The organism is Bacteroidota bacterium, assembly GCA_018831055.1.
Taxonomy (GTDB): domain Bacteria; phylum Bacteroidota; class Bacteroidia; order Bacteroidales; family B18-G4; genus M55B132.
On sequence record JAHJRE010000139.1, the window covers coordinates 23,860 to 46,532 of the forward strand.

The 22,673-nt window shown below is 47.8% G+C and carries 12 protein-coding genes; 10 read left to right on the forward strand and 2 right to left on the reverse strand.

Features of this window, described 5'->3' with window-relative positions:
- Window positions 1–471 precede the first annotated feature (471 nt).
- Genes leuS through KKA81_08660 form a run of 3 tightly spaced genes read left to right on the forward strand, consistent with a single transcriptional unit; the run spans window position 472 to window position 10,207 of the window.
- Entirely contained in the window at window positions 472–3,258 is a 2,787-nt protein-coding gene (leuS, locus tag KKA81_08650; protein MBU2650991.1) for a leucine--tRNA ligase, read from the forward strand.
- 44 nt (window positions 3,259–3,302) lie between these two features.
- The gene (locus KKA81_08655; GenBank protein MBU2650992.1) at window positions 3,303–4,112 is read left to right on the forward strand and encodes a DUF3108 domain-containing protein; all 810 of its coding nucleotides are present in this window, start codon (window positions 3,303–3,305) and stop codon (window positions 4,110–4,112) included.
- Between the two features lie 23 nt (window positions 4,113–4,135).
- A complete protein-coding gene (locus tag KKA81_08660; GenBank protein MBU2650993.1) occupies window positions 4,136–10,207 on the forward strand; it encodes a hypothetical protein in 6,072 nt (2,023 codons plus the stop codon).
- Between the two features lie 96 nt (window positions 10,208–10,303).
- Here the strand turns inward: KKA81_08660 and KKA81_08665 are convergent, their stop codons facing one another.
- The gene (locus KKA81_08665) at window positions 10,304–10,462 is read right to left on the reverse strand and encodes a T9SS type A sorting domain-containing protein (GenBank protein MBU2650994.1); all 159 of its coding nucleotides are present in this window, start codon (window positions 10,460–10,462) and stop codon (window positions 10,304–10,306) included.
- Between the two features lie 211 nt (window positions 10,463–10,673).
- Here KKA81_08665 and elbB point away from each other — a divergent pair, with 211 nt between their 5' ends.
- The 6 genes from elbB (at window position 10,674) to KKA81_08695 (ending at window position 16,954) form a co-directional block, all read left to right on the forward strand.
- Window positions 10,674–11,321: an isoprenoid biosynthesis glyoxalase ElbB gene (elbB, locus tag KKA81_08670; GenBank protein MBU2650995.1), complete on the forward strand. Its 648-nt coding sequence runs from the start codon at window positions 10,674–10,676 to the stop codon at window positions 11,319–11,321.
- A gap of 87 nt (window positions 11,322–11,408) precedes the next feature.
- Window positions 11,409–12,551 carry an acyl-CoA dehydrogenase family protein gene (locus KKA81_08675; GenBank protein ID MBU2650996.1) on the forward strand — a complete coding sequence of 381 codons (1,143 nt, stop codon included), beginning with the start codon at window positions 11,409–11,411 and terminating at the stop codon, window positions 12,549–12,551.
- A 61-nt stretch (window positions 12,552–12,612) separates the two neighbouring features.
- Window positions 12,613–13,359 carry an electron transfer flavoprotein subunit beta/FixA family protein gene (locus tag KKA81_08680; GenBank protein MBU2650997.1) on the forward strand — a complete coding sequence of 249 codons (747 nt, stop codon included), beginning with the start codon at window positions 12,613–12,615 and terminating at the stop codon, window positions 13,357–13,359.
- An 18-nt stretch (window positions 13,360–13,377) separates the two neighbouring features.
- Complete coding sequence (locus KKA81_08685) at window positions 13,378–14,355, forward strand: electron transfer flavoprotein subunit alpha/FixB family protein (protein MBU2650998.1); 978 nt, start codon at window positions 13,378–13,380, stop codon at window positions 14,353–14,355.
- A 217-nt stretch (window positions 14,356–14,572) separates the two neighbouring features.
- Window positions 14,573–15,592: a VWA domain-containing protein gene (locus tag KKA81_08690; protein MBU2650999.1), complete on the forward strand. Its 1,020-nt coding sequence runs from the start codon at window positions 14,573–14,575 to the stop codon at window positions 15,590–15,592.
- 309 nt (window positions 15,593–15,901) lie between these two features.
- Complete coding sequence (locus tag KKA81_08695; GenBank protein MBU2651000.1) at window positions 15,902–16,954, forward strand: T9SS type A sorting domain-containing protein; 1,053 nt, start codon at window positions 15,902–15,904, stop codon at window positions 16,952–16,954.
- A gap of 67 nt (window positions 16,955–17,021) precedes the next feature.
- Here the strand turns inward: KKA81_08695 and KKA81_08700 are convergent, their stop codons facing one another.
- Complete coding sequence (locus tag KKA81_08700; GenBank protein ID MBU2651001.1) at window positions 17,022–19,106, reverse strand: (Fe-S)-binding protein; 2,085 nt, start codon at window positions 19,104–19,106, stop codon at window positions 17,022–17,024.
- Between the two features lie 188 nt (window positions 19,107–19,294).
- Here KKA81_08700 and KKA81_08705 point away from each other — a divergent pair, with 188 nt between their 5' ends.
- The gene (locus KKA81_08705; protein MBU2651002.1) at window positions 19,295–22,666 is read left to right on the forward strand and encodes a methylmalonyl-CoA mutase family protein; all 3,372 of its coding nucleotides are present in this window, start codon (window positions 19,295–19,297) and stop codon (window positions 22,664–22,666) included.
- Window positions 22,667–22,673: the final 7 nt, after the last annotated feature.

The following is a 22,673-nucleotide window of genomic DNA, read 5'->3' on the forward strand; positions in this document are numbered from 1 at the left end:
TTGCTTAGGCAAGTTGGAGGCCAGAAATTATAGCTTGCTCAATACTAAAGTTTTAGGGAGACCAGGTGTTGAAAAATGGTTTGGGAATGCGTGGTTTTTGCGTGAAAATCTTTAATAAAAGCATATTTTAGATGAAGATATTTAAAATAGATATTGACTTTAATAGTAAATGGATACCTCTTTTGACAAGTTTTAATAATAGTAAAGGCTTGTTGAAATTTGCAAATGTTGAACCGAAACGGAAAAGGATTAACCTGTCAGGGACGAGTTCTCCTTAACAAACGCTGTCAGGTCCTGCGGATGCTGACAGGTTTGCATCCCGGCAGCACCCGGAGGGTATGTCGGGCAGGAAGGAAGTAGGAAGGAAATAAGATTGGATAGGGCAGGTTGGAACTCATCCGATGATTATTGAAATCGCCGTGATGCCCAAATTTATTTAACTTTGCAACTTTCCAAAAAGAAAGTTGCGTAATGGACTATAACCACAGGGAAATAGAGGCTAAATGGCAGAAATACTGGAGTGAGAACCAGACCTTCCGGGCGTATAACCGATCCGGCAAACCCAAATACTATGTTCTCGATATGTTTCCGTATCCTTCAGGAGCCGGACTTCATGTTGGTCATCCTCTGGGCTATATTGCTTCTGACATATACTCGCGATATATGCGTCACCGGGGTTATAACGTTCTCCACCCCATGGGCTACGATGCTTATGGTTTGCCGGCCGAGCAGTATGCTATCCAAACCGGCACACACCCTCAGGTCACAACCTTCAAAAATATCGACCGTTACCGGGAGCAGCTCGACAAGATTGGCTTTTCCTTCGACTGGAGCAGGGAGGTAAGAACCTGCGACCCGAAATATTATAAATGGACACAATGGACCTTCATCCAGCTTTTCCATCACTGGTACAACAACAGTACCGGCAGGGCGGAGCCCATCGATGTCCTGATCGGGTTATTTGAGAAAGAGGGCAACAGCGGTATTGATGCTGCCTGCGGCACTGTTGAGCCTTTCACTGCTGATGAGTGGCAGGGTTATAGCATACGTGAACAACAGGATATCCTCATGAACTACCGTCTGGCATACCTATCCGACACCTGGGTCAACTGGTGCCCTGCCCTGGGTACGGTACTGGCCAACGATGAGGTCAAAGACGGTTTTTCGGAGCGCGGAGGGCATCCGGTGGAGAGAAAGCTGATGAAACAGTGGTCGTTGCGTATCTCGGCCTATGCCCAGAGGCTGTTGGACGGGCTGGAGCGTATCGATTGGTTTGACAGCCTGAAAGAGGTGCAGCGCAACTGGATTGGCCGTTCTGAAGGAGCATCGGTCAATTTCAGGATAGACGGGCATCCGGATAAGCTGCTGGAAGTATTCACCACCCGGCCCGACACTCTTTTTGGTGCAACATTCATGGTTCTGGCGCCGGAACATGAGTGGGCAGAAGAGATTACTACGAAGGACAAAAGCAACGAAGTAAGCGAATACATAGCCTGGGCCAGGAACCGTTCAGAGCGTGAGCGTCTGACCGAGGTCAAAAAAATTACCGGTGTCTTCACGGGAGCCTACGGGATCAATCCCCTGAACGGTGCCAAACTGCCCATCTGGATAGCCGATTATGTGCTTTCCGGCTATGGAACCGGCGCCATCATGGCCGTACCGGGCCACGACAGCCGCGACTTTGCCTTTGCCAGGCATTTCCGTTTGCCCATCATACAGGTAGTTTCACGAAAAGGCGAAGAGCCCTCCGATCCCTCTTCCTGGGAAGAATCTTATGACGCAAAAGAGGGTGTTATGATCAACTCGGGGTTTATTAACGGGATGGAGGTGATGGATGCCATCCGGGCTACTATTACAAAACTGGAGGCAAACGGCACGGGGTACGGACAGGTGAATTTCCGCCTGCGGGATGCCATCTTCAGCAGGCAACGCTACTGGGGTGAACCCTTCCCGGTCTATTACAAAGACGGTATCCCTTACACGCTCGACGAAAGCGAACTTCCGCTCGAACTACCCGAGGTAGACAAATACCTTCCTACCGAAAAAGGCGAGCCCCCGCTGGCACGTGCCAAAAACTGGGTCAACAAAGACGGCTACCCGCTGGAAACCAATACCATGCCCGGATTTGCAGGATCCAGCGCATATTATTACCGTTATATGGACCCCTGGAACGATCAGGAATACTTTTCGAAAGAAGCCAATGAATACTGGCAGGATGTAGATCTGTATATCGGAGGTGATGAGCATGGAACCGGGCACCTTATTTATGCCCGTTTCTGGAGCATGTTCCTTTACGACATCGGGCTGGCCTGCAAGGAGGAGCCCTTTAAAAAACTCATCAACCAGGGGAAGATACAGGGCCGCTCCAGCCTGGTTTACAGGATCAAGGGCACAAACACCTTCGTGTCTTTCAATCTGAGAAAAGATCACGACACCGTGGCACAGCATGTCGACATCGGCCTGGTTCATAACGATGAACTCGACCTGGAAGGTTTCAAAAAATGGATGCCCGATCTCAAAGATGCAGACTTCATCCTGGAAGACGGTAAATATATCTGCGGCTGGGAGATCGAAAAAATGTCGAAATCCAAACATAATGTAGTAAATCCTGATGAGTTGATCGGGCAATACGGAGCCGACACCCTGCGGCTGTATGAGATGTTCCTGGGCCCCCTGGAACACCATAAACCCTGGGATACACAAGGGATTGAAGGTGTGTTCCGCTTCCTGAAAAAACTGTGGAGGCTGTTTTACGACGAACATGGTAATTTTAAGGTGAACGACAACGAACCTGTTGCCGCTGAGCTCAAAGCACTTCATCTGACTATTAAAAAGGTCAGGCAGGATATTGAGCGTTTCTCCTTTAACACCGCTGTGAGCACTTTCATGATCTGTGTCAACGAGCTAACCGATCTCAAATGCCATAAGCGCGCCATCCTGGAACCCCTGGTAATATTGCTTTCACCCTATGCCCCGCATATTGCGGAGGAGCTATGGAACCGGATGGGGCACCAGGTAACCCTTGAATATGAGCCATATCCCGACTATAACAACCAATACCTCGAAGAAAGCACCTTCACGTATCCCGTATCGTTCAACGGGAAGCTCAGGTTTAAACTGGAACTGCCTGTGGATATGCCCGGGGAAGAGATAGAGAAGCAGGTTAAAGCTGCACCCGAAGCCGAACGATGGCTAAGCGGGAAGGAGCCGAAAAAAATCATTGTGGTACCGAACAAGATCATCAACGTGGTGGTTTAATATTTGGCACAGTTTTCGATTCAAGAATACTAACGCCCTTTCCTATGATAAAAAAAACATTGAAGGCCCTGGCTCTTGCACTGGGTTTTATCGTTTGTTTTTCAGCCTCATCGCCCGAACCCGATCTGCGCAGGATCGCAGATGCACCCTTCCAACGCGGTGAGGTCGGCAGTTACCGTGTTTTCTATGATTCCTGGCTCACCGCGGGGATCACCGCGGGTGTAGGCACCATTTCCATCCTCGATGAAAAGGAAAAGATCAATGGGAGGGAAACCTATCATATCAAGGTGGAGGCCAGGTCGGTAGGGATGTTCAACTGGTTCTTCAAAGTGCGTGATATCTATGAATCGTGGGTGGATACCGAAGCCATCATGCCCTGGAAGTTTTATCGTTATCAGCACGAAGGTGGTTACAAACGCGAAGAGACCATCGAGATCAACCAATATGAGCAATGGGCGCAAAGCGAGCGTAAAAAAGTGAAAACGCCGCCTTATATTCAGGATATCGTTTCCGGATTTTATTACATGCGTACCCTGGATTTCAGCCACGTACAGCCGGAACAAGTCTTTCCCATCGACTTCATCCTCGACGATTCCGTCTACCATTCGCGGGTGATATACCAGGGTAAGGAGATCGTGGAAACAAGGATGGGAAGGTTCCGTTGCCTGAAGTTTAAACCCATGGTAGCGCAGGGTGAGGTCTTTGACGAACCATACCCCATGACCCTATGGGTGACCGACGACAGGAACCATGTGCCTGTGCTCGGGAAATCGGCTGTAATCGTCGGATCCATCAAAATCGAACTTACTGATATCAAAGGACTGAAATATCCTATGGAAGCCAAACTGGATTGACTTCCTGAAAAACAAAACACTTTATGAGAACAAAACTTTTCATTTTTATTGCCCTTATCAGCATCATGTTGCTGGGATCGGCATTCACAAGCAACAGGAATTCTTCATCAAATAATATTGTAATGCAAGACGATGATTACGCCGGTTTATGGAAAGAGGTCGAGGCCCTCAGCAATAAAGGGCTTCCCAGGTCGGCCCTCGACCTGGTGGAAAAGATCCTTGAAAAAGCCGCTTTCGAAAATAATTACGCTCAATACCTGAAAGCCACGCTGTACAAGCTTAAGCTACAGTCGGACTTTGAAGAGGATTACCTTCCCAAAGCCATACGGGAGGTACAGGATGAGGCCGGCAAGGCCGGCGAACCGGTGAAACAGATACTTCATTCCGTCCTGGCTGAGTTATACTATGGCTATTATCAGGTCAACCGTTACCGTTTCCTGGAAAGAAGCGTCACAACAGGAATGGAGCAGGATGACATTGAAACGTGGGATCTGAAGAAGATCATGGAGGAGATCACCGGAAATTACCTGGCATCGCTGGATAATGCGGATTTATTGCAGAAAGTAAAACTGGAAAGCTTTGATCCCATCCTGGAAACCAGGGAGGGATCGAAGAGATTCCGGCCAACCCTGTACGATTTCCTGGCTAACCGCGCCGCCGACTTCTTCATGAATGATGAAAGCGCTTTGACACGTCCGGGTGAGACTTTCGAGATTGACGACCCCGCTTATCTTTCTCCGGCAAGCCAATTCTCCGGGATCCAACTGCACACAAGCGATCCATCGGCCCTCAAATTCTATGCACTGGAGATACTCCAGGATCTTATCCGCTTTCATCTGAACGACAAAAACCCACAGGCACTTGTCGACGCCGATCTCAAACGGCTGAATTTCGTGAAAGACAACGCCATCTTTGCATACAGCGACAGCCTTTACGTTGGTGCACTTGAAAAGCTGCGTTCCCAGTATACCCGCGACACAGTTTATGCCGAGGTGAGCTACTTCCTGGCAAAACAATACCTCTCCACCGGAAGCCAATATCAGCCTTACGGAGAGACGGGAAACCAGTGGGACCTTAAAAAGTCGCTCGATTATTGCGTTCAGGCTTTACAAGCTTTTCCAGGATCTTATGGAGCCAGGAACTGCCAGGTTATCAAAGAACAGATACTAAATAAGTCACTTTCCATCACTTCCGGCTACGCCGTACCAGGCGGTGAGCCTTTCCTGGCTCTTCTTTCATTCAGGAATACCGGCAAGGCCTACTTCCGGATCATTACAATGGATTACAGGGAAGACAAGGAAATCCAGGCGAATTACCGCAGGGAGGCATTGATAGAGAAGTACAGGAATTTTGACCCATTGATAGAGTTTTCGGTCGATACCCGTGATCCGGGTGACTACCAGAACCACAAAGCGGAAGTGGCCTTCCCGGCCCTGCCGGTGGGTTATTATGTCGTCCTTGCCTCGACGGAAGCCGGGTTCAACGCGGGAAGCAGCATAGTCGCCTGGCAATCGTTCTGGGCCAGCGACATAAGCTACCTGAGCCAGAAACCGGAATCGGGCGCCACGGATTTCCATGTGCTGAACCGCACAAGCGGCCACCCAATGGAGAATGTTGAGGTCAAATCGTGGTTCGAAGAATATGATTACCAAAGCAGGAAATACAACTGGACCGAAGGCCCGTCCTACCGGAGCGACGCCCAGGGTTACTTCAGTATCCCTGCATCAGGCAGTCAGAGCCGCAGGTTCATGCTGGAGTTTATCAAAGACAAGGATAAAATAGTCACACCCAATTATTTCTACCAGAACCCTACTTACCGCAAACAGGAAAAAACCATCCTGAAAACCTTCTTCTTCACCGACAGGGCCATATACCGTCCCGGACAAACCGTTTACTTCAAAGGGATCATCCTGGAATACGACGGCAAGGAATACAGGATCAAATCCGGGGAGCCGACAACAGTGAGTTTCCTCGATGCAAACAACCAGAAAGTGTCGGAACAGACCTTTACCACCGGCGATTACGGGTCCTTCCACGGTTCTTTCATTGCGCCCATGGGAGTGATGAACGGCAACATGCAGATCAAAGATGCTTACGGAAGCGTTGGTTTTTCCGTTGAAGAATACAAACGACCCGCTTTTGAGGTCACATTCGAGCCTTTGCAGGGAACCTATAAGCTCAACGAAACCATCCACCTTACCGGGGAGGCAATGGCCTACGCAGGATTTAATCTCGACAATGCCAGGGTAAGCTACCGGGTTACACGTCAGGCCAATTTCCCTTACTGGCGCTGGTGGTATGGCTACTTTCCGCAGTCGCAGGTGACCGAGATTGTTAACGGTGAGACATCTACGGATAAGAATGGGCAATTCCACATCGATTTCAAGGCCATTCCGGATTACTCGGTAAATACCAGGTACAAACCGGTGTTTACCTATAACATAACGGCCAGCGTTACGGACATCAACGGGGAAACACACGAAAACACCACCACGGTAAGTGTCGGCGCCACGGCCATGATCGTGGAAATGACCGTTCCTGAGCAGATCATGAAAGAAGATCCGGGAAAGATCCTTTACACCACGCGCAATCTGAACCGGCAAAAAGTGGAAGCCGGGGGTACCATTAAGGTCCAACTGCTGAAATCGCCCGAAAAGCCTCTCAGGCAAAGGGAATGGGATCGGCCCGACATTTTCCTGATGAGCAGGGACGAATTCTCCAAAAAATACCCGAAAGACATCTACGACAATGAGAACGATCCCTCCACCTGGGAAACGGAAGAGGAAATTATGAGTCTTTCCTTTTCCTCCGGTCGCGATTCCATCCTGGATCTTAGTCCTGCAAAACAGTGGAAAACAGGCAAATACCGTATCGTATTAACGGCAAAAGATGCCTTTGGCGAAGAGATCCGGGAAGAGCGATTTTTCACGCTCTATTCAACAACAGCAACCGGGCTTCCGCTTCCTGCCCTGAACTGGTTTGCCATGCACCAGGAATCCGGTGAACCGGGCGAGAGCATATCCCTGTATATCGGTAGCTCGGAAAAGAGTGTTAAAGTCATTTTTGAAGTCCTCAGGGGCGGTGAGGTCAGCAGGAAAGAGTTCATCACCCTCAGCAACGGGCAGAAAAATATATCTATTCCCATCCTGGAAGAGGACAGGGGTAATTTTGCCATCAACCTTACCTATGTTTTATGGAACCGTAGTTTCCAGGAACAACGCGTGATCAGGGTGCCCTATACCAACAAGGAACTGGAGATGGAATTTGCCACCTTCAGGAACAAACTATTACCCGGGCAACAGGAAGAATGGCAGATCAGGATACGCGACAGCAAAGGTGAAAAGGTAGCTGCCGAGATGCTTGCTGCCATGTATGACGCTTCGCTGGATGCCTTCCGGGTCAATCAATGGTCGTTTTCGTTGTATGCCCAGCGCTATTTCTTCCCGGGCTGGAACGAGCGTGATGCTTTTACGACCCGTAACAGTCAGACTTACAGTCCTCCCGGAGGCATCGGAGCTGCCCCCGCAATCCGTGAATACGATCAGCTAAACTGGTTCGGGTTCCGTTTTTATTCATATCCCTCGCCAATGATGCTGAAGCAGGGACTGCGAAGCACAGCCATGAATGTAGAAGATGATTTGGCAGCGGGAGCTGCATTGGAAGTATTTGATGGAGAAGGAGGAGAAAAAGGGGAGCCGGAAACAACCGGTATGGAGTCAGCCCCTCCATCTGCACCAGAGCCGGAACCACCCTTGCAGATCCGCCGCGACTTCCGGGAAACCGCATTCTTTTTCCCTGATCTGAAGACCAACGAGGAGGGGGATGTCATCCTGTCGTTCACCGTTCCCGAGTCGCTTACCCGCTGGAAGATGATGGGGATGGCCTACACACAGGATCTGAAGACCGGCAGGATGGAGAAGGAGGCTGTCACTCAGAAAGACCTGATGGTGATCCCCAATCCCCCCAGGTTTTTCAGGCAGGGCGACCGCATGGATTTCAGCGCCAAGGTTGTCAATTTATCGGATAAGACCCTGGAGGGGATGGCAAAGCTGGAGTTCTTCGATGCCATCACCATGAAACCATTACAGATCTTCGCAGGCGATGCAGAAACGCGCACCTTCAGCGTCAGCAAAGGAAACAGCCAGGCTCTTTCCTGGGAGATAAGCATACCCGGGAACCTTTCCATGCTTACCTACCGCATTGTAGCCACCGCCCGCAACTTCAGCGACGGGGAAGAAAAGGCCATACCTGTGCTGACCAACCGCATGCTGGTGACAGAAACCATGCCTATGCCGGTGAACGGCAAGGAGACCAAAGCGTTTACCTTTGAAAAGCTGGTGAAGCAGGAATCCAAAACATCAGGAAACTACGGCCTGACACTGGAGTTCACTTCCAATCCGGCCTGGTATGCCATACAGGCTCTTCCCTACCTGACGGAATATCCCTACGAATGTTCCGAGCAGATATTCAGCCGTTATTATGCCAACAGCATTGCATCGCATATCGCCAATTCCGACCCGAAGATCCGGAGGGTTTTCGACAGTTGGAAAAGCCTCACACCGGATGCCCTGCAGTCGAACCTCGAGAAGAACCAGGAATTGAAAACGGCTGTTCTGGAGGCCACACCCTGGGTTCTGCAGGCAAAGAACGAGACGGAACGCAAGCAAAGGATAGGGTTGCTGTTCGACCTCAGCCATATGGCATCCGGACTGAGATCGGCCCTGGGCAAGCTACAGCAGGCACAGTTGCCCAATGGCGGATGGCCCTGGTTTGAAGGCATGAAGGATAACCGTTACATCACCCAGCACATGGTAACCGGGTTCGGCCATCTCGATCACCTGGGCGTGACAGAGATCCGCAATGATGCAGCCACCTGGAACATGCTGACCAAAGCAGTATTCTACCTTGACGACCGTATGCGTGAAGACTATGAAGACATCAGTAAGAATTTTGAGAAATTCAGGGAAGAACAGCATATCGGAAGGTTGCAGATACAGTATCTGTATGCGAGAAGCTATTTCCTGGAAGACATCAAACTCAGCAAACGGAATGAGGAAGCATTTGCCTATTTCAGGGAGCAGGCCAAGACATACTGGTTGAAGCAGGATAAGTATATGCAGGGCATGATAGCACTTGCCATGAACCGTCTGGGTGTGAAATCGTTGCCGTCGGAGATCATAGCCTCATTGAAGGAGCACGCCCTGTATGACGATGAGATGGGCATGTACTGGAGGAAAGAAGGTGGATACTACTGGTATGAAGCCCCGGTAGAGACACAGGCATTGATGATCGAAGCCTTTGATGAGGTGGCCCATGATATGATATCGGTGGAGAAGATGAAGATCTGGCTGCTGAAGCAAAAGCAGACCCAGGACTGGGAGACCACCAAAGCCACGACAGAAGCCTGTTATGCTTTGCTGCTCCGTGGCAGCGACCTGTTGGCCAGCGATGAGCTTGTTGAAATTAAGGTAGGGGATAAGGTATTTGATCCCGGGAAGATGGATGGCGTGCAGGTGGAAGCCGGCACGGGATATTTCCAGACATCCTGGATGGGAGGAGACATTAGCCCGGAGATGGGCCATGTCACCGTGACGAAAAAAGACGAAGGCATTGCCTGGGGAGCCATGTACTGGCAGTATTTCGAGGATCTCGACAGGATCACCCCGGCAAAGACACCCTTGAGCATCAACAAGAAGCTTTTTGTGGAAGAGAACACCAAATCCGGGCCGGTGATAAGAGCACTTGAGGATGGTGAAACCATCAAGGTGGGCGACAGGATCAAGGTCAGGATAGAGATCAGCAGCGACCGCGACATGGAGTTCATCCATTTGAAAGACATGCGTGCAGCAGGATTTGAGCCTGTAAATGTATTAAGCGGTTACCGTTACCAGGATGGGCTTGGCTATTATGAATCAACCCTGGATGCTTCAACGGATTTCTTCATCGGCTTTTTACCACGCGGAACCTATGTATTCGAGTATCCGTTGGTTGCTTCCCAGGCAGGTGATTTCTCCAACGGGATCACAACCATACAATGCATGTATGCCCCGGAGTTCAGCAGTCATTCGGAGGGGATACGAGTTAAGATACAGTGAATTTAAAAGGGACTCCATCCCGTATAACTCTTCATCGCCGGCAGGTCCTTCGGACGCTGCCGGGATGATGCTACTTTAAAACCTGTCAGCCTTCAATTAGTAAACCACCACCTTTTCCCTCCCCAAAACTTTTTCTCCTTCCTTCAGCACCACAAAATACACCCCGGGCGGGTAATCTGAAACATCGATCTGGATTTGGGATTGATTGGGAGGCAGGATGAGAGATTTGATTGTTCTGCCGTAGATATCGAACAAATAAATTGTCGATTCTGTATTCTGTATTCTGTATGTGCAATAGGATATACGATTGAGAATTTACTATTTACAATGCATTGACAATATAAAATCGCATATTGCCAATCCTATTGTAAATACAGAATACAGAATACAGAATACAGAATACAGAATACAGAATTCCCATTTTCCGCCTTTTTAGTATTTTTGGGAAAATTTAAAAATTCCAATCATGAAAAAATTTGCAGTCGTTCTGGCTGGTTGCGGGGTCTTCGACGGGGCAGAGATCCATGAGGCCACGCTTACGATGCTTGCCATTATGAAACACGGCGGAACCTATGAGGTTTTTGCCCCCGATATTGACCAGTACCATGTGATCAACCACCTGACCGGAAAAGAGATGGATGAAAAACGAAACGTACTGGTGGAATCTGCCCGTATTGCACGGGGTAAGATCCGGGATCTTACAGAGTTTCAAGCTTCCGGCTTTGATGCCCTGATATTCCCGGGTGGCTTTGGTGCGGCTAAAAACCTCTCTACCATCGCCTTCGACGGCCCGGATGCTTCCGTAAACCCGGAAGTGGAAAGAGCCGTGAAGGACATGCTTAAAGCGCAAAAACCCATCGGTGCCTTATGCATTGCTCCTGCAATCATTGCAAAGATCATAGGAGATGTGGTGGTGACCATCGGAACCGATAAGGGAACCATACAGGTGATCGAAAAGATGGGGGCCACCCATGAGGAAACCGGGCATGGGGAAGTTGTTATCGATGAAGAACATAAGGTGTTTACCACCCCTTGTTATATGCTGGATGCCAATATCCTGCAGATTGCCGAAGGCGCTGATAATGTCGTGAAAGAAATGATGGAAGCTATGTAATGAAAAACTATTTTTTGTTTATAATGGTTTTTTTTTACATTTGTTTTTCCTTCATGTCACATAAATTTATACACATATAAAATTACTATGAATTTTGCGTATACTGAGGAACAGGAGATGATCCGTCAGGCAGCCAGGGATTATGCCCAGCGGGAATTGCTCAAAGACATCCTGGAAAGGGATGCAAAAGCGGAGATTCCATGGCAGCATATTAAGAATCTCCGGGAACTGGGATTTTTCGGAATGATGGTTTCCCACGAATGGGGAGGAGGAGGGATGGATACACTGTCGTATGTCCTGGCCCTTGAAGAATTATCCAAAGCAGACGCTGCTACTGCAGTAATCCTTTCTGTTCACAATTCCCTGGCTTGCTGGGGCGTGGAAAAGTATGGGACACAGGAGCAGAAAGAAAAATATTTGCGATCTCTGGCAAGCGGGGAGAAGCTTGGTGCTTTCCTGCTTTCAGAACCTGAAGCAGGTTCGGATGCTACTCACCAGAAAACGACCGCTGAAGATAAAGGTGACCATTATCTGGTAAACGGCACCAAGAACTGGATCAGCAATGCCCAGGTTGCTTCGGTTTATCTGGTTATTGCACAAACACATCCCGATAAGAAACATCATGGGATCAATGCTCTCATCATAGATAAAGATACCCCCGGGATCTCACTGGCTCCTCATGAAGATAAAATGGGCATGCGGAGTTCCGAAACCCATTCGGTGATGTTCAGTGATGTGAAGGTTCCCAAAGAAAACCGCATCGGTGATGACGGATTCGGCTTCAGTTTCGCCATGAAGGCCCTGGAGGGCGGACGGATCGGTATTGCAGCCCAGGCACTCGGAATAGCCGGGGGTGCAATGGAAAGGGCCATTCAATATTCCAAAGAGAGAAAAGCTTTCGGAAAGTTTATCTATGAACACCAGGCCATTGCCTTTAAATTGTCCGATATGGCCGTGAAGATTGAAGCAGCCCGGAACCTTATTCACAAAGCCGCATGGTTGAAAGACAACGGCCTGCCCTACGGCACCATGAGCGCCATGGCTAAACAATATGCCGCGGATATAGCCATGGAAGTGACCACAGAAGCCGTCCAGGTGCACGGAGGCTACGGCTACGTGAAAGAATATCACGTGGAAAGACTTATGCGTGAAGCCAAACTGACCCAGATATACGAAGGTACCTCAGAAATTCAGAAAATCGTAATTTCGCGGGCATTATTAAAAGATTAAAAATTGTCAAATCTTAATTGTAATAACCCCAGCCATATAACAATATAACAATATAATCCCCATGAAAATCCTAATTTGTATCAGCAACGTACCCGACACTACTACCAAGATCAAATTCACCGGTGACAATACAAAATTTGACGCTGCAGGTGTTCAATGGATCATCAATCCCTGGGATGAACTTGCCCTCACACGGGCGCTGGAATTAAAAGAAACCGGTACTCCCATTGAGAAGATCACTGTGATGAATGTCGGAGGAAAAGAAACGGAACCTACGCTCAGGAAGGCGCTTGCCATTGGTGCGGATAATGCCGTAAGGATAGATGCCGAGCCGCTGGATGCTTATTTTGTTGCCTATCAACTGGCTGAAGCTCTGAAGTCGGACCCCTATGATATCATCCTTTGCGGGATCGACTCCAGTGATTTTAACGGATCCATGGTGGGTGGGATGCTTGCAGAATTGCTTGACATGCCTTCCGTTTCATCGGTATCCAAACTTAACATTGAAGGCTCTGCCATAAAGCTTAATCGTGAGATCGACGGAGGATCGGAAGTCCTGGAAACACAAACTCCCTTTGTTGCCATAGTGCAGAAAGGCATCGCCCTGGAACCGAGAATTCCTTCCATGAGAGGGATCATGATGGCAAGGCAGAAACCTCTTGAAACAAAAACTCCGGTTGCTGCCGAAGCTCTTACCTCCTACGTGTCGTTTGAGCTTCCTCCTGCCAAAGCCAAATGCAGGATGGTGGATGCCGAAAATGTAAAGGAGCTGGTCGACCTGCTCCATAATGAAGCTAAAGTATTGTAAGATTTAATCCTGATAACAATGTCAATATTGGTTTTTACAGAAAACTGGGACGGGCGTTTTAAAAAGCTCAGTTTCGAATTGCTCACCTTTGCGAAAAAGGTGGCAACCCAGGCCGGAGATGATGTGATAGCACTTTCCATCGGTAAAGTACCCGATGAAGAGTTGGCAAAGCTTGCTGCTTATGGCGCTGACCGCATCATTAAAGTTGAAGACGACAGGCTCAACGCCCTCGTAAATAAGGCATACTCCGCAGTGATTGCCCAGGTGGCAGCACAAACGGATGCCAATGTTATTATCTTTGCCCACAATTTTACAGGAAAAGCGCTTGCACCCAGGGTTGCCGTGAAAATGAATGCAGGCCTGGTTACTGGGGTTACTGAAATTCCTGCGAAAATGGATCCCTTCACGGTAAAGAAAAAGGTCTTTACCAATAAAGCATTTGCAAATGTTGAGGTGAAATCAAGCGTTAAAGTCCTTACCTTATTTCAAAACTCCGTGGGTGTTGAAGAAAATCCAGGAAAAGGATCTGTTGAAAGCTTTACCCCCCAATTGAGCGATAAGGATTTCCTGACAAAAGTTGTTGAAGTTAATAAGGTTACAGGAAAGGTCCTTCTGACCGATGCCGAGATTGTGATTTCAGGTGGAAGAGGGATGAAAAGCCCCGACAAATGGGCTCCCCTGGAAGAACTATCCGGGTTGCTGGGAGGTGCTTTGGCATGTTCCAGACCTGTTTCCGATGAGGGCTGGAGGCCTCATACTGAACATGTAGGACAGACCGGGAAAATTATTGCTCCCAACCTATACTTTGCCTTTGGAATCTCCGGTGCAATACAACATCTGGGCGGCGTTAGCTCCTCAAAATGTATTGTTGCCGTCAATACCGATAAGGATGCACCCATCTTCGAAGCTGCCGATTACGGAATAGTGGGAGATGTGCATGCGGTACTTCCTGAATTTGTACAGGCCGTCAAAGATCTCAAGGAATCTCAGGGTTAATACTCCGGTTTAAATAATAAATAGAACCCTGCACTTATCCTGCTTTTCATGTCGTTTAATCAAATTGCCGGTAGGTGCAAGCTTTAGGTTTGTATCTTTGGAAAAACTTACAAAAGCCAAACTCCTGACAAGAAACTTTTTAAAGCAATAATTCTATCCCCTGAGCAGGGTTAGGATTATTGATTTGATGATTATAAACTTAACTAAAATCAACACTATGAAGAAGATCAACTATTTATTTCTTATTGGTGTGATGGCCCTTTCGGCATCACTGTTACTTGTTTCCTGTGAGAAAGACGAAGAAGAAAGCACGCCAACACCACCTGCGGGACAGGCGTATTCCAATACATCCGACTTGCAGACTACAGCGGTGGAACTTACCATCCCACGTATCGAGGTTAATCCTGCCAGAGCTACTGACATTAAGCTTTACCTTTCTGTAACCAATCAGGATGGAGCTCCGCTTCAAAACTTTAACCAGTTTAATTTCGTGATCAAACAGGTTTGTGCAGGATCAACGGACAGCGTGGTGGTTGCAAGTGCTTCTTTCGGCACCATTACCCAGCAGGGCAGCAATATTGCCGCTTCTTCCACTATGGATTATTCAGGAAGTATGAGTTCATACGACATCCTGAATATGGAGAATGCTTTGCGTTTCTTCATCAGGGAAAAGCAGGCACTGGATCAGATGGAGATCATCAAGTTTGCTGATGATGTTCAGCGTATGACTGAGTTTACTGCCGATACTACTTTGCTTATTGATGCTGTAAATACCTACGCTCCCGTTGGAACCTACACTTCATTCTATGATGCGGTTTTCATGGGATTGGAAGATGCTGATAACTTCGTAAATACAAATCTGGATTATCTGCCGGCTGTTCTTGGTTTCACCGATGGCTACGATAATGACTCCTACACTTCTTTCAGTTCCATTGTTTCCACAGCCAATTCATTCCAGATCCCGGTTTACACACTTGGTTTCGGAAATGCTGACTCTGTAACCCTGAGAAACCTTGCTGACCAGACCGGTGGACGTTATTTCTATTCTCCTGATTCCGGTGAACTACAGGAACTCTATAACATCATCAGCGGTCAGCTGAAGAACCTTTACATTGCAAACTGGGTTTTCAGCCTGAACAATTGTTACGATGGTGTTATTTCTGTAAAAGTAACTTACACATGCGGTAATGGGACCTTTACAGCTCATGCTATTAAATACTTCGAACCTCTGAAATAGACTTTTTCAGGCTTTTTATTTGGCCGCCATCAGGGTATTATGTAAGAGTTGTTTTTGATAATACCGGATGGCGGTTTTTGTCATGTACAGAAGTGTCGGATCAAGATTTTGTTATTGTTTTTAATACCCACCCCCTGGCTGCCGGCAGGGAGGGGGCCGGGGGGTGGGTAATCTCAGAACACCAAACAGTATTTTATGCTAAACTTCAGTTATTTTAACCCAAGACTTCCATAGATTTAATGATTCTGACATTTGTTAATCCTATTTCCTTATTTTTGCCGCTTGATCAAAACTCTAAAACTACTAACAATGAGAAGATATATCCTGGCAATTGCTATTGTTATAACCGCCCTGACATCCTACGGGCAGATAACCATTACCAGCGCCAATATTGGTGGCCCCGGTGATTCATACCTGATGGCTTACGACAATGAGATCCCTCCTCATATTCAGCCCGGCCCGGCTGGTCCTGCACAGACCTGGGATTTTACCTCCCTTACTGCAGACGAGATCGATACGGTTTTATTCCTCCATCCCGATTCAACTCCCTATGTCGGCTTTTTCCCCGGTACCAATCTTGCAATTTCCCAGAATGATGAAGAAATGTGGGGTTTCCTTGCAAAAAACATGCTTGAACTTTCCATTCTTGGGGCCGTCATTCCCGTTCCTGAACTGGGAGTAATGCCGGTCATCCTTGAACCCAAAGATATTATGGCCGACTTTCCGGTGAACTACCTTGATTCCCTTGAACATTCGTTCAAAGTGGATGTCAGAATAGCCAGTCCTGAACCCGGAATCGACTCCATCCGCTACAAAAGCACAACCTTTAAAACCAGTATAACAGATGCCTGGGGAACCATGAACCTTCCCATGGGCAGCTATGATGTGCTGAGGGTGAATGAACAAAGGGTGATGGTGGATAGTGTATGGACGAAGTTGCTATGGTTTTGGATTTTTGTCAGCAGAACAGTGGATACCATGGAAATGTACTATTGGTGGTCGAACGCACCAGAAGCCGGGTATTACCTCGCCAGCATGGATGTAGATCCAGGTACAACACAGATCAATACCCTCAGCTTTATGCATAATCCTGAAGTCGGATTATTTGAAAGAAACGATTTTGAAGTCAATGTATATCCGGTTCCGGTTAGAGATAACCTGCACCTTGAGTTTCCATCAGTCCTCAACGCCAACCTCAGAATAATGAACGCTGCCGGCCAGCTTGTTCAGGAAGGATCATGGGAGAATGAAAACAAAATAACGGTGAATACCGGTAACCTGCAGGCAGGAGTTTACTTTTATGTGCTTAGGGATGAAACCGGCCGTTTTCTGCAGTCTGGTAAATTTCTGAAAACAAGGTGATTTGAATCGCAGATCGGAGATCGGAAATGTAAGATCTGCGATCTTCGATCTTCGATCTCCGATCATATCATATTCCCATTTGCATTGCCACGATTTCTGCAATGTCATAGTTCTTCATCGACTCTTCCCTGTTTTTGTATTTGATGCCGTCGGTCATCATTACCATGCAGAAGGGGCAGGCTGTTGCAATAATATTGGCGCTGGTTTCGAGCACATCTTCCATGCGTTCCAGGAAAACTTCCTTGTTTCCTTTTTCGGCTTCCTTGAACATCTGTCCTCCCCCGGCACCGCAGCAAAGGGCAAAGCTTTTCGTGCGCTTCATTTCCTTTAAATTACAGCCCATGCTTTTCAACACCTCACGGGGTGCATCGTATTCATCGTTTGCCCTGCCGAGATAACAGGGATCGTGGAAGGTAACAAGGTCGCCGGAGAATTTGCCATTACCGCTATGAATTACGCCTTTCCTGATAAGATCTTCCAGGAAACGGCTGTGATGGATCACCTCAAAATCTCCACCCAGATCGGGATATTCGTTTTTAAAGGTATTGTAGTCGTGGGGACAGCAGGTGACAATCTTTTTAACCCCATAGGCCTTCATTAACTCGATGTTCATCATGGCCTGCATCTGGAATAGCATTTCATTTCCGGCTCTTCTGGCTACATCTCCGCTATCGGTTTCTTCTGTCCCCAGCACGGCATAATCAATATTCAGATGATTGAGTATCTTGACAAACTCACGGGTCACTTTCTTGTAACGGTCGTCGAAAGCCCCTGCCGAGCCAACCCAGAAAAGATACTCCGGGGTCTTCCCTTCGGTTTGCAGCTGTGCCATGACCGGCACCTGCAAGCCTGCATCTTCAGCCCATTTCATCCTGTCATCAGGAGAGAACTGCCAGGGGGCACCGTTGTTCTCAATATTGGTAAATATGGAATTCAGCTCACCCGGTCCTTTTGATTCCTCCATTACCAGGTATCGTCGCATATCGACAATCAGAGTAGGGTGGTTGATGTTGATCGGACATTCCTGGGTGCAGGCATTACACGTTGTACATGCCCACAACTCTTCCTCGGTGATGAAATCACGGATAAGCGACTTGCCATCACTAAAGGATTCATCATTGACAAGCCCGGGACCTTTTTCCTTCATGCGTGCCCGTACATCCATGATGATCTTCCTGGGTGAAAGCTTTTTACCGGTAATATTTGCCGGACATACCGCAGTGCATCTCCCGCATTCGGTGCAGGAAAGCGAATCGAGATAATTTTTCCAGGTGATGTCTTCCACATCCAGAACTCCAAACCTTTTCACAGGAGCCGCTTCATCTCCTGAAGGTTCTGCGTAAGCTGTGCTGGGGTCCATCATCAGCTTTACTTCTTTAGTGATCTCCGGCATGTTATATAGATACCCCAGTGGTTCCAAACGGCTCAGGAAAACGTTGGGAACCGACATGAACACATGAAAATGTTTTGAATAGGGGAGAATATTGGCAAAAAGGAAGATCCAGACAATATGTGCCCACCAGTTGATCTCATGCCAAAGAAAAGCAGAATGTTCCGGTAAACCTCCAAACCAGCCAGCGATAACAGCACTTATTGGAAACGTTCCATGTATGGTTTCGTCATGGGCTTCCGATAAAAGAATGTAAAAGGTGTTCATTCCCAGGAGCGAAACCATGAGCAGGAATATCAGGGTCAGCGCAAAGTTCGCATCCATATGCGAAGTATGCTTCATCTCCGCCCCGGTGAAACGCTTAATATGCATAAAAATCCTGCGGAATAAAAAGGCCAGGATCAAAACCAGGATGATAAAAGCAAAGATATCACCGCTGGCAGTGATTACGTCATAAACAGGGCCAAGAACCGATAGAACCCTGTCTGTCCCCACCAACCCGTCGATAATCATTTCAATGCTGCCTATCAGAATGATGATAAAACCCCACCAAACCAGGGCATGCATCAGTCCTATCACCGGCTTTCTCAATATCTTGGTTTGCCCGAAGGCCACCTTCAGCATGATCATGAACCGCTTCCCGAAGTTTTTGACAGGAAAGGGCCTGGTTAACCTGAAGAAACGATAATAACGGTAAGCTGTGTAAAAGAAAATGATCAGGGTGATCATTAATACCAGGGCGAAGACTATCTGTTTTGCCATATGCTGAAAGTGTTAATAATGAATTGGTTGTACTGCTTTATTCTTACGCAATGATAAGAATTTAATCATTTAGAATAAAAATAAATTGCATGTGTTTTCATGCGGCAAATCAATGTTATTCAGGCTATGAACCTTATGACCTGAAAAGAATTATCCATATATTTGCCTGATAACACGATCGTACTATTATGCAGAATCCGAGGATTTTCAAACCCAAAAACCACATCCGCATTGTTACGGCTGCTTCGCTTTTCGACGGACATGACGCGGCGATCAACATTTTTCGCAGGATCATTCAATCCACCGGTGCCGAGGTAATACATCTTGGTCACGACCGTTCGGTGCAGGAAATCGTTGATACTGCCATACAGGAGGATGCGCAGGCCGTTGCCATCACGTCTTATCAGGGAGGGCATATTGAGTATTTCAAGTACATGCATGATCTTTTCAGGGATGCCGGTTACGGCCATATCCGGATATTTGGCGGCGGTGGCGGGGTGATCCTCCCGGAGGAGATGGATGAACTGCACGACTATGGCATCACCAGGATTTATTCACCGGATGACGGCCGGCATATGGGTTTGCAGGGTATGATCAATGATCTGATGGAGAAATCGGATTTTCCTACAGGAAAGGACATTAAGGTATCCATGGATGACATTCGCAGGAAAGACGTTGGAGCTATAGCACGGTTGATCTCCGCAGCTGAGAATTTCCCGGAGGAGATTGGCGATATCCTGGAATCTATCAGGAATTATGAAAGAAAATCACCTGTATTGGGTATTACCGGTACAGGCGGTTCAGGTAAATCATCCATGGTGGATGAGATCGTTCGCCGTTATCTTGCCGATTTCCCAGTAAAAACGATTGCCATCATCTCCGTGGATCCTTCAAAACGTAAAACCGGCGGAGCTTTGCTTGGTGACCGCATACGCATGAACTCCATCCACGATTCCCGGGTGTTTATGCGTTCCCTGGCTACCCGGCAGAGTAACCTGGCCATGTCGAAATACGTGAAAGACGCTGAATCCATCCTGCAGGTGGCCGGTTATGACCTTATCATCCTGGAAACTTCAGGCATTGGGCAGTCCGATACCGAGATCATCGACCACAGCAACCTTTCGATGTATGTCATGACTCCTGATTACGGTGCTGCCACTCAATTGGAAAAGATCGACATGCTTGATTTTGCCGATATCATCGCCCTTAATAAATTTGATAAACAGGGTGCTTTGGATGCACTACGTGACGTCAAAAAGCAATACCAGCGTAACCATCAGCTCTGGGATCAGGATCCGGATACCATGCCTGTATACGGTACCATTGCATCACAGTTCAACGATCCCGGCGTAAATCAGCTTTACCGCGGGCTAATGGATAAGATCCGGGAAAAGACAGGCGTTGATTTTCACTCCAGCCTGGAGGTTCCTGAGGAGATGTCGGAAAAAATATATATTATTCCACCGCGCCGCGTAAGATATCTATCGGAAATCAGCGATACAGTGAGGAATTACAATTCCTGGGCTTTAAAGCAAGCGGAAATCGCCGGGAAACTTTACGCCATTAAACAAACTGCCACAGAACTGAAGTCAGAGAAAGATGATACGGCAAGCCTCACAGCTAAACTGGAAGACCTTTACGACAAAACGGGCCTTGACCTGGATCCCCGCAACCGGGAGATCCTGGAAAAATGGGAAGATAAAAAAGCAGCTTATGCAAAAGACGAGTTTGTTTTTGGCGTCAGAGAGCATGAGGTCCGTGTAACAACGTTTTCCGAATCGCTCTCCCATACCCGTGTTCCAAAGGTCATACTCCCGCAGTCGAAAAACTGGGAGGAGATCATGTTTTATGTGCTCCGGGAAAACGTCCCCGGAGAGTTTCCCTTTGCAGCCGGAGTTTTTCCCTTTAAGCGTGAAGGTGAGGATCCCATAAGGATGTTCGCCGGTGAAGGCGGACCCGAACGTACCAACAAGCGTTTCCATTATCTTTCGCTAGGCATGCCAGCCCGCCGTTTATCAACTGCCTTCGATTCGGTTACCCTGTATGGCCGCGATCCCGATATCAGACCGGACATTTATGGGAAAATAGGCAATTCAGGCGTTTCCATTTGCTGCCTCGATGATGCAAAAAAACTCTATTCGGGATTCAACCTTGCCGAACCCAAAACATCCGTGTCGATGACCATCAACGGTCCGGCACCCGCGATGGTGGGTTTCTTCATGAACGCTGCCATTGACCAGCAATGCGAGATATATATCCGCAATAACGGCATGGAAAAGGAAATCACAGATAAAATTGAGAAGATGTATCGCGATCGTGGCACGCTTAGGCCCCAATACCAGGGTAAACTGCCTAAGGGCAACGATGGACTCGGCCTCTTCCTCCTTGGCGTGACCGGCGACCAGGTGCTTCCTGCGGATATTTATCATAAGATCAAAGAAGATACCATTTGCCGTGTGAGAGGGACCGTTCAGGCCGACATCCTGAAAGAAGACCAGGCACAGAACACCTGTATTTTCTCTACCGACTTCGCACTTAAGATGATGGGCGATGTACAGGAATATTTTACTCTCAATAATGTCAGAAACTTCTACTCGGTTTCCATTTCAGGATATCATATTGCGGAAGCAGGTGCCAACCCCATTTCGCAGCTTGCCTTTACCCTTGCAAACGGGTTTACTTACGTGGAGTATTACCTATCACGAGGGATGAATATCAATGAATTTGCACCCAACCTCTCATTTTTCTTTTCTAACGGGATAGATCCTGAATACAGCGTGATCGGCCGTGTAGCCAGGCTTATCTGGGCCAAGGCCATGAAGCTAAAATACGGTGCCAACGACCGCTCACAAAAACTGAAATACCATATCCAGACTTCCGGCCGTTCGCTGCATGCCCAGGAAATAGAATTCAACGATATCCGGACTACCCTTCAGGCGTTGTATGCTATTTATGATAACTGTAATTCGTTGCATACCAATGCTTACGATGAGGCCATCACTACTCCTACCGAAGAATCTGTGCGCAGGGCCGTTGCCATTCAGATGATCATTAACCATGAACTCGGACTGGCTAAGAACCAGAATCCATTGCAAGGTTCATACATAATCAGGGAACTTACCGACCTTGTTGAAGAGGCGGTTCTGAGTGAATTCGACCGCATTACCGAGAGGGGAGGAGTACTCGGTGCCATGGAATCTATGTATCAGAGAAGCAAGATACAGGAAGAGTCCCTTTATTACGAAACCATGAAGCATACCGGAAAGCTTCCCATCATGGGAGTTAATACCTTCCTGTCGAGCGAAGGTTCACCGACCACTATCCCTGGTGAAGTGATACGAGCTACACCCGAGGAGAAGGAATACCAGATTTCCATGCTGGAAGAGCTGCATAAAACCTATCATAAGGAGGCAGATCAATGGCTTCACGAGCTTCAACTGAAAGCTGTCCATAACCGGAATATCTTCGAAGGCATCATGGAAGCCTCGAAATACTGTTCCATTGGACAAATATCCAATGCTCTGTTTGAAGTGGGAGGGAAATACCGTAGAAATATGTAACTTAACG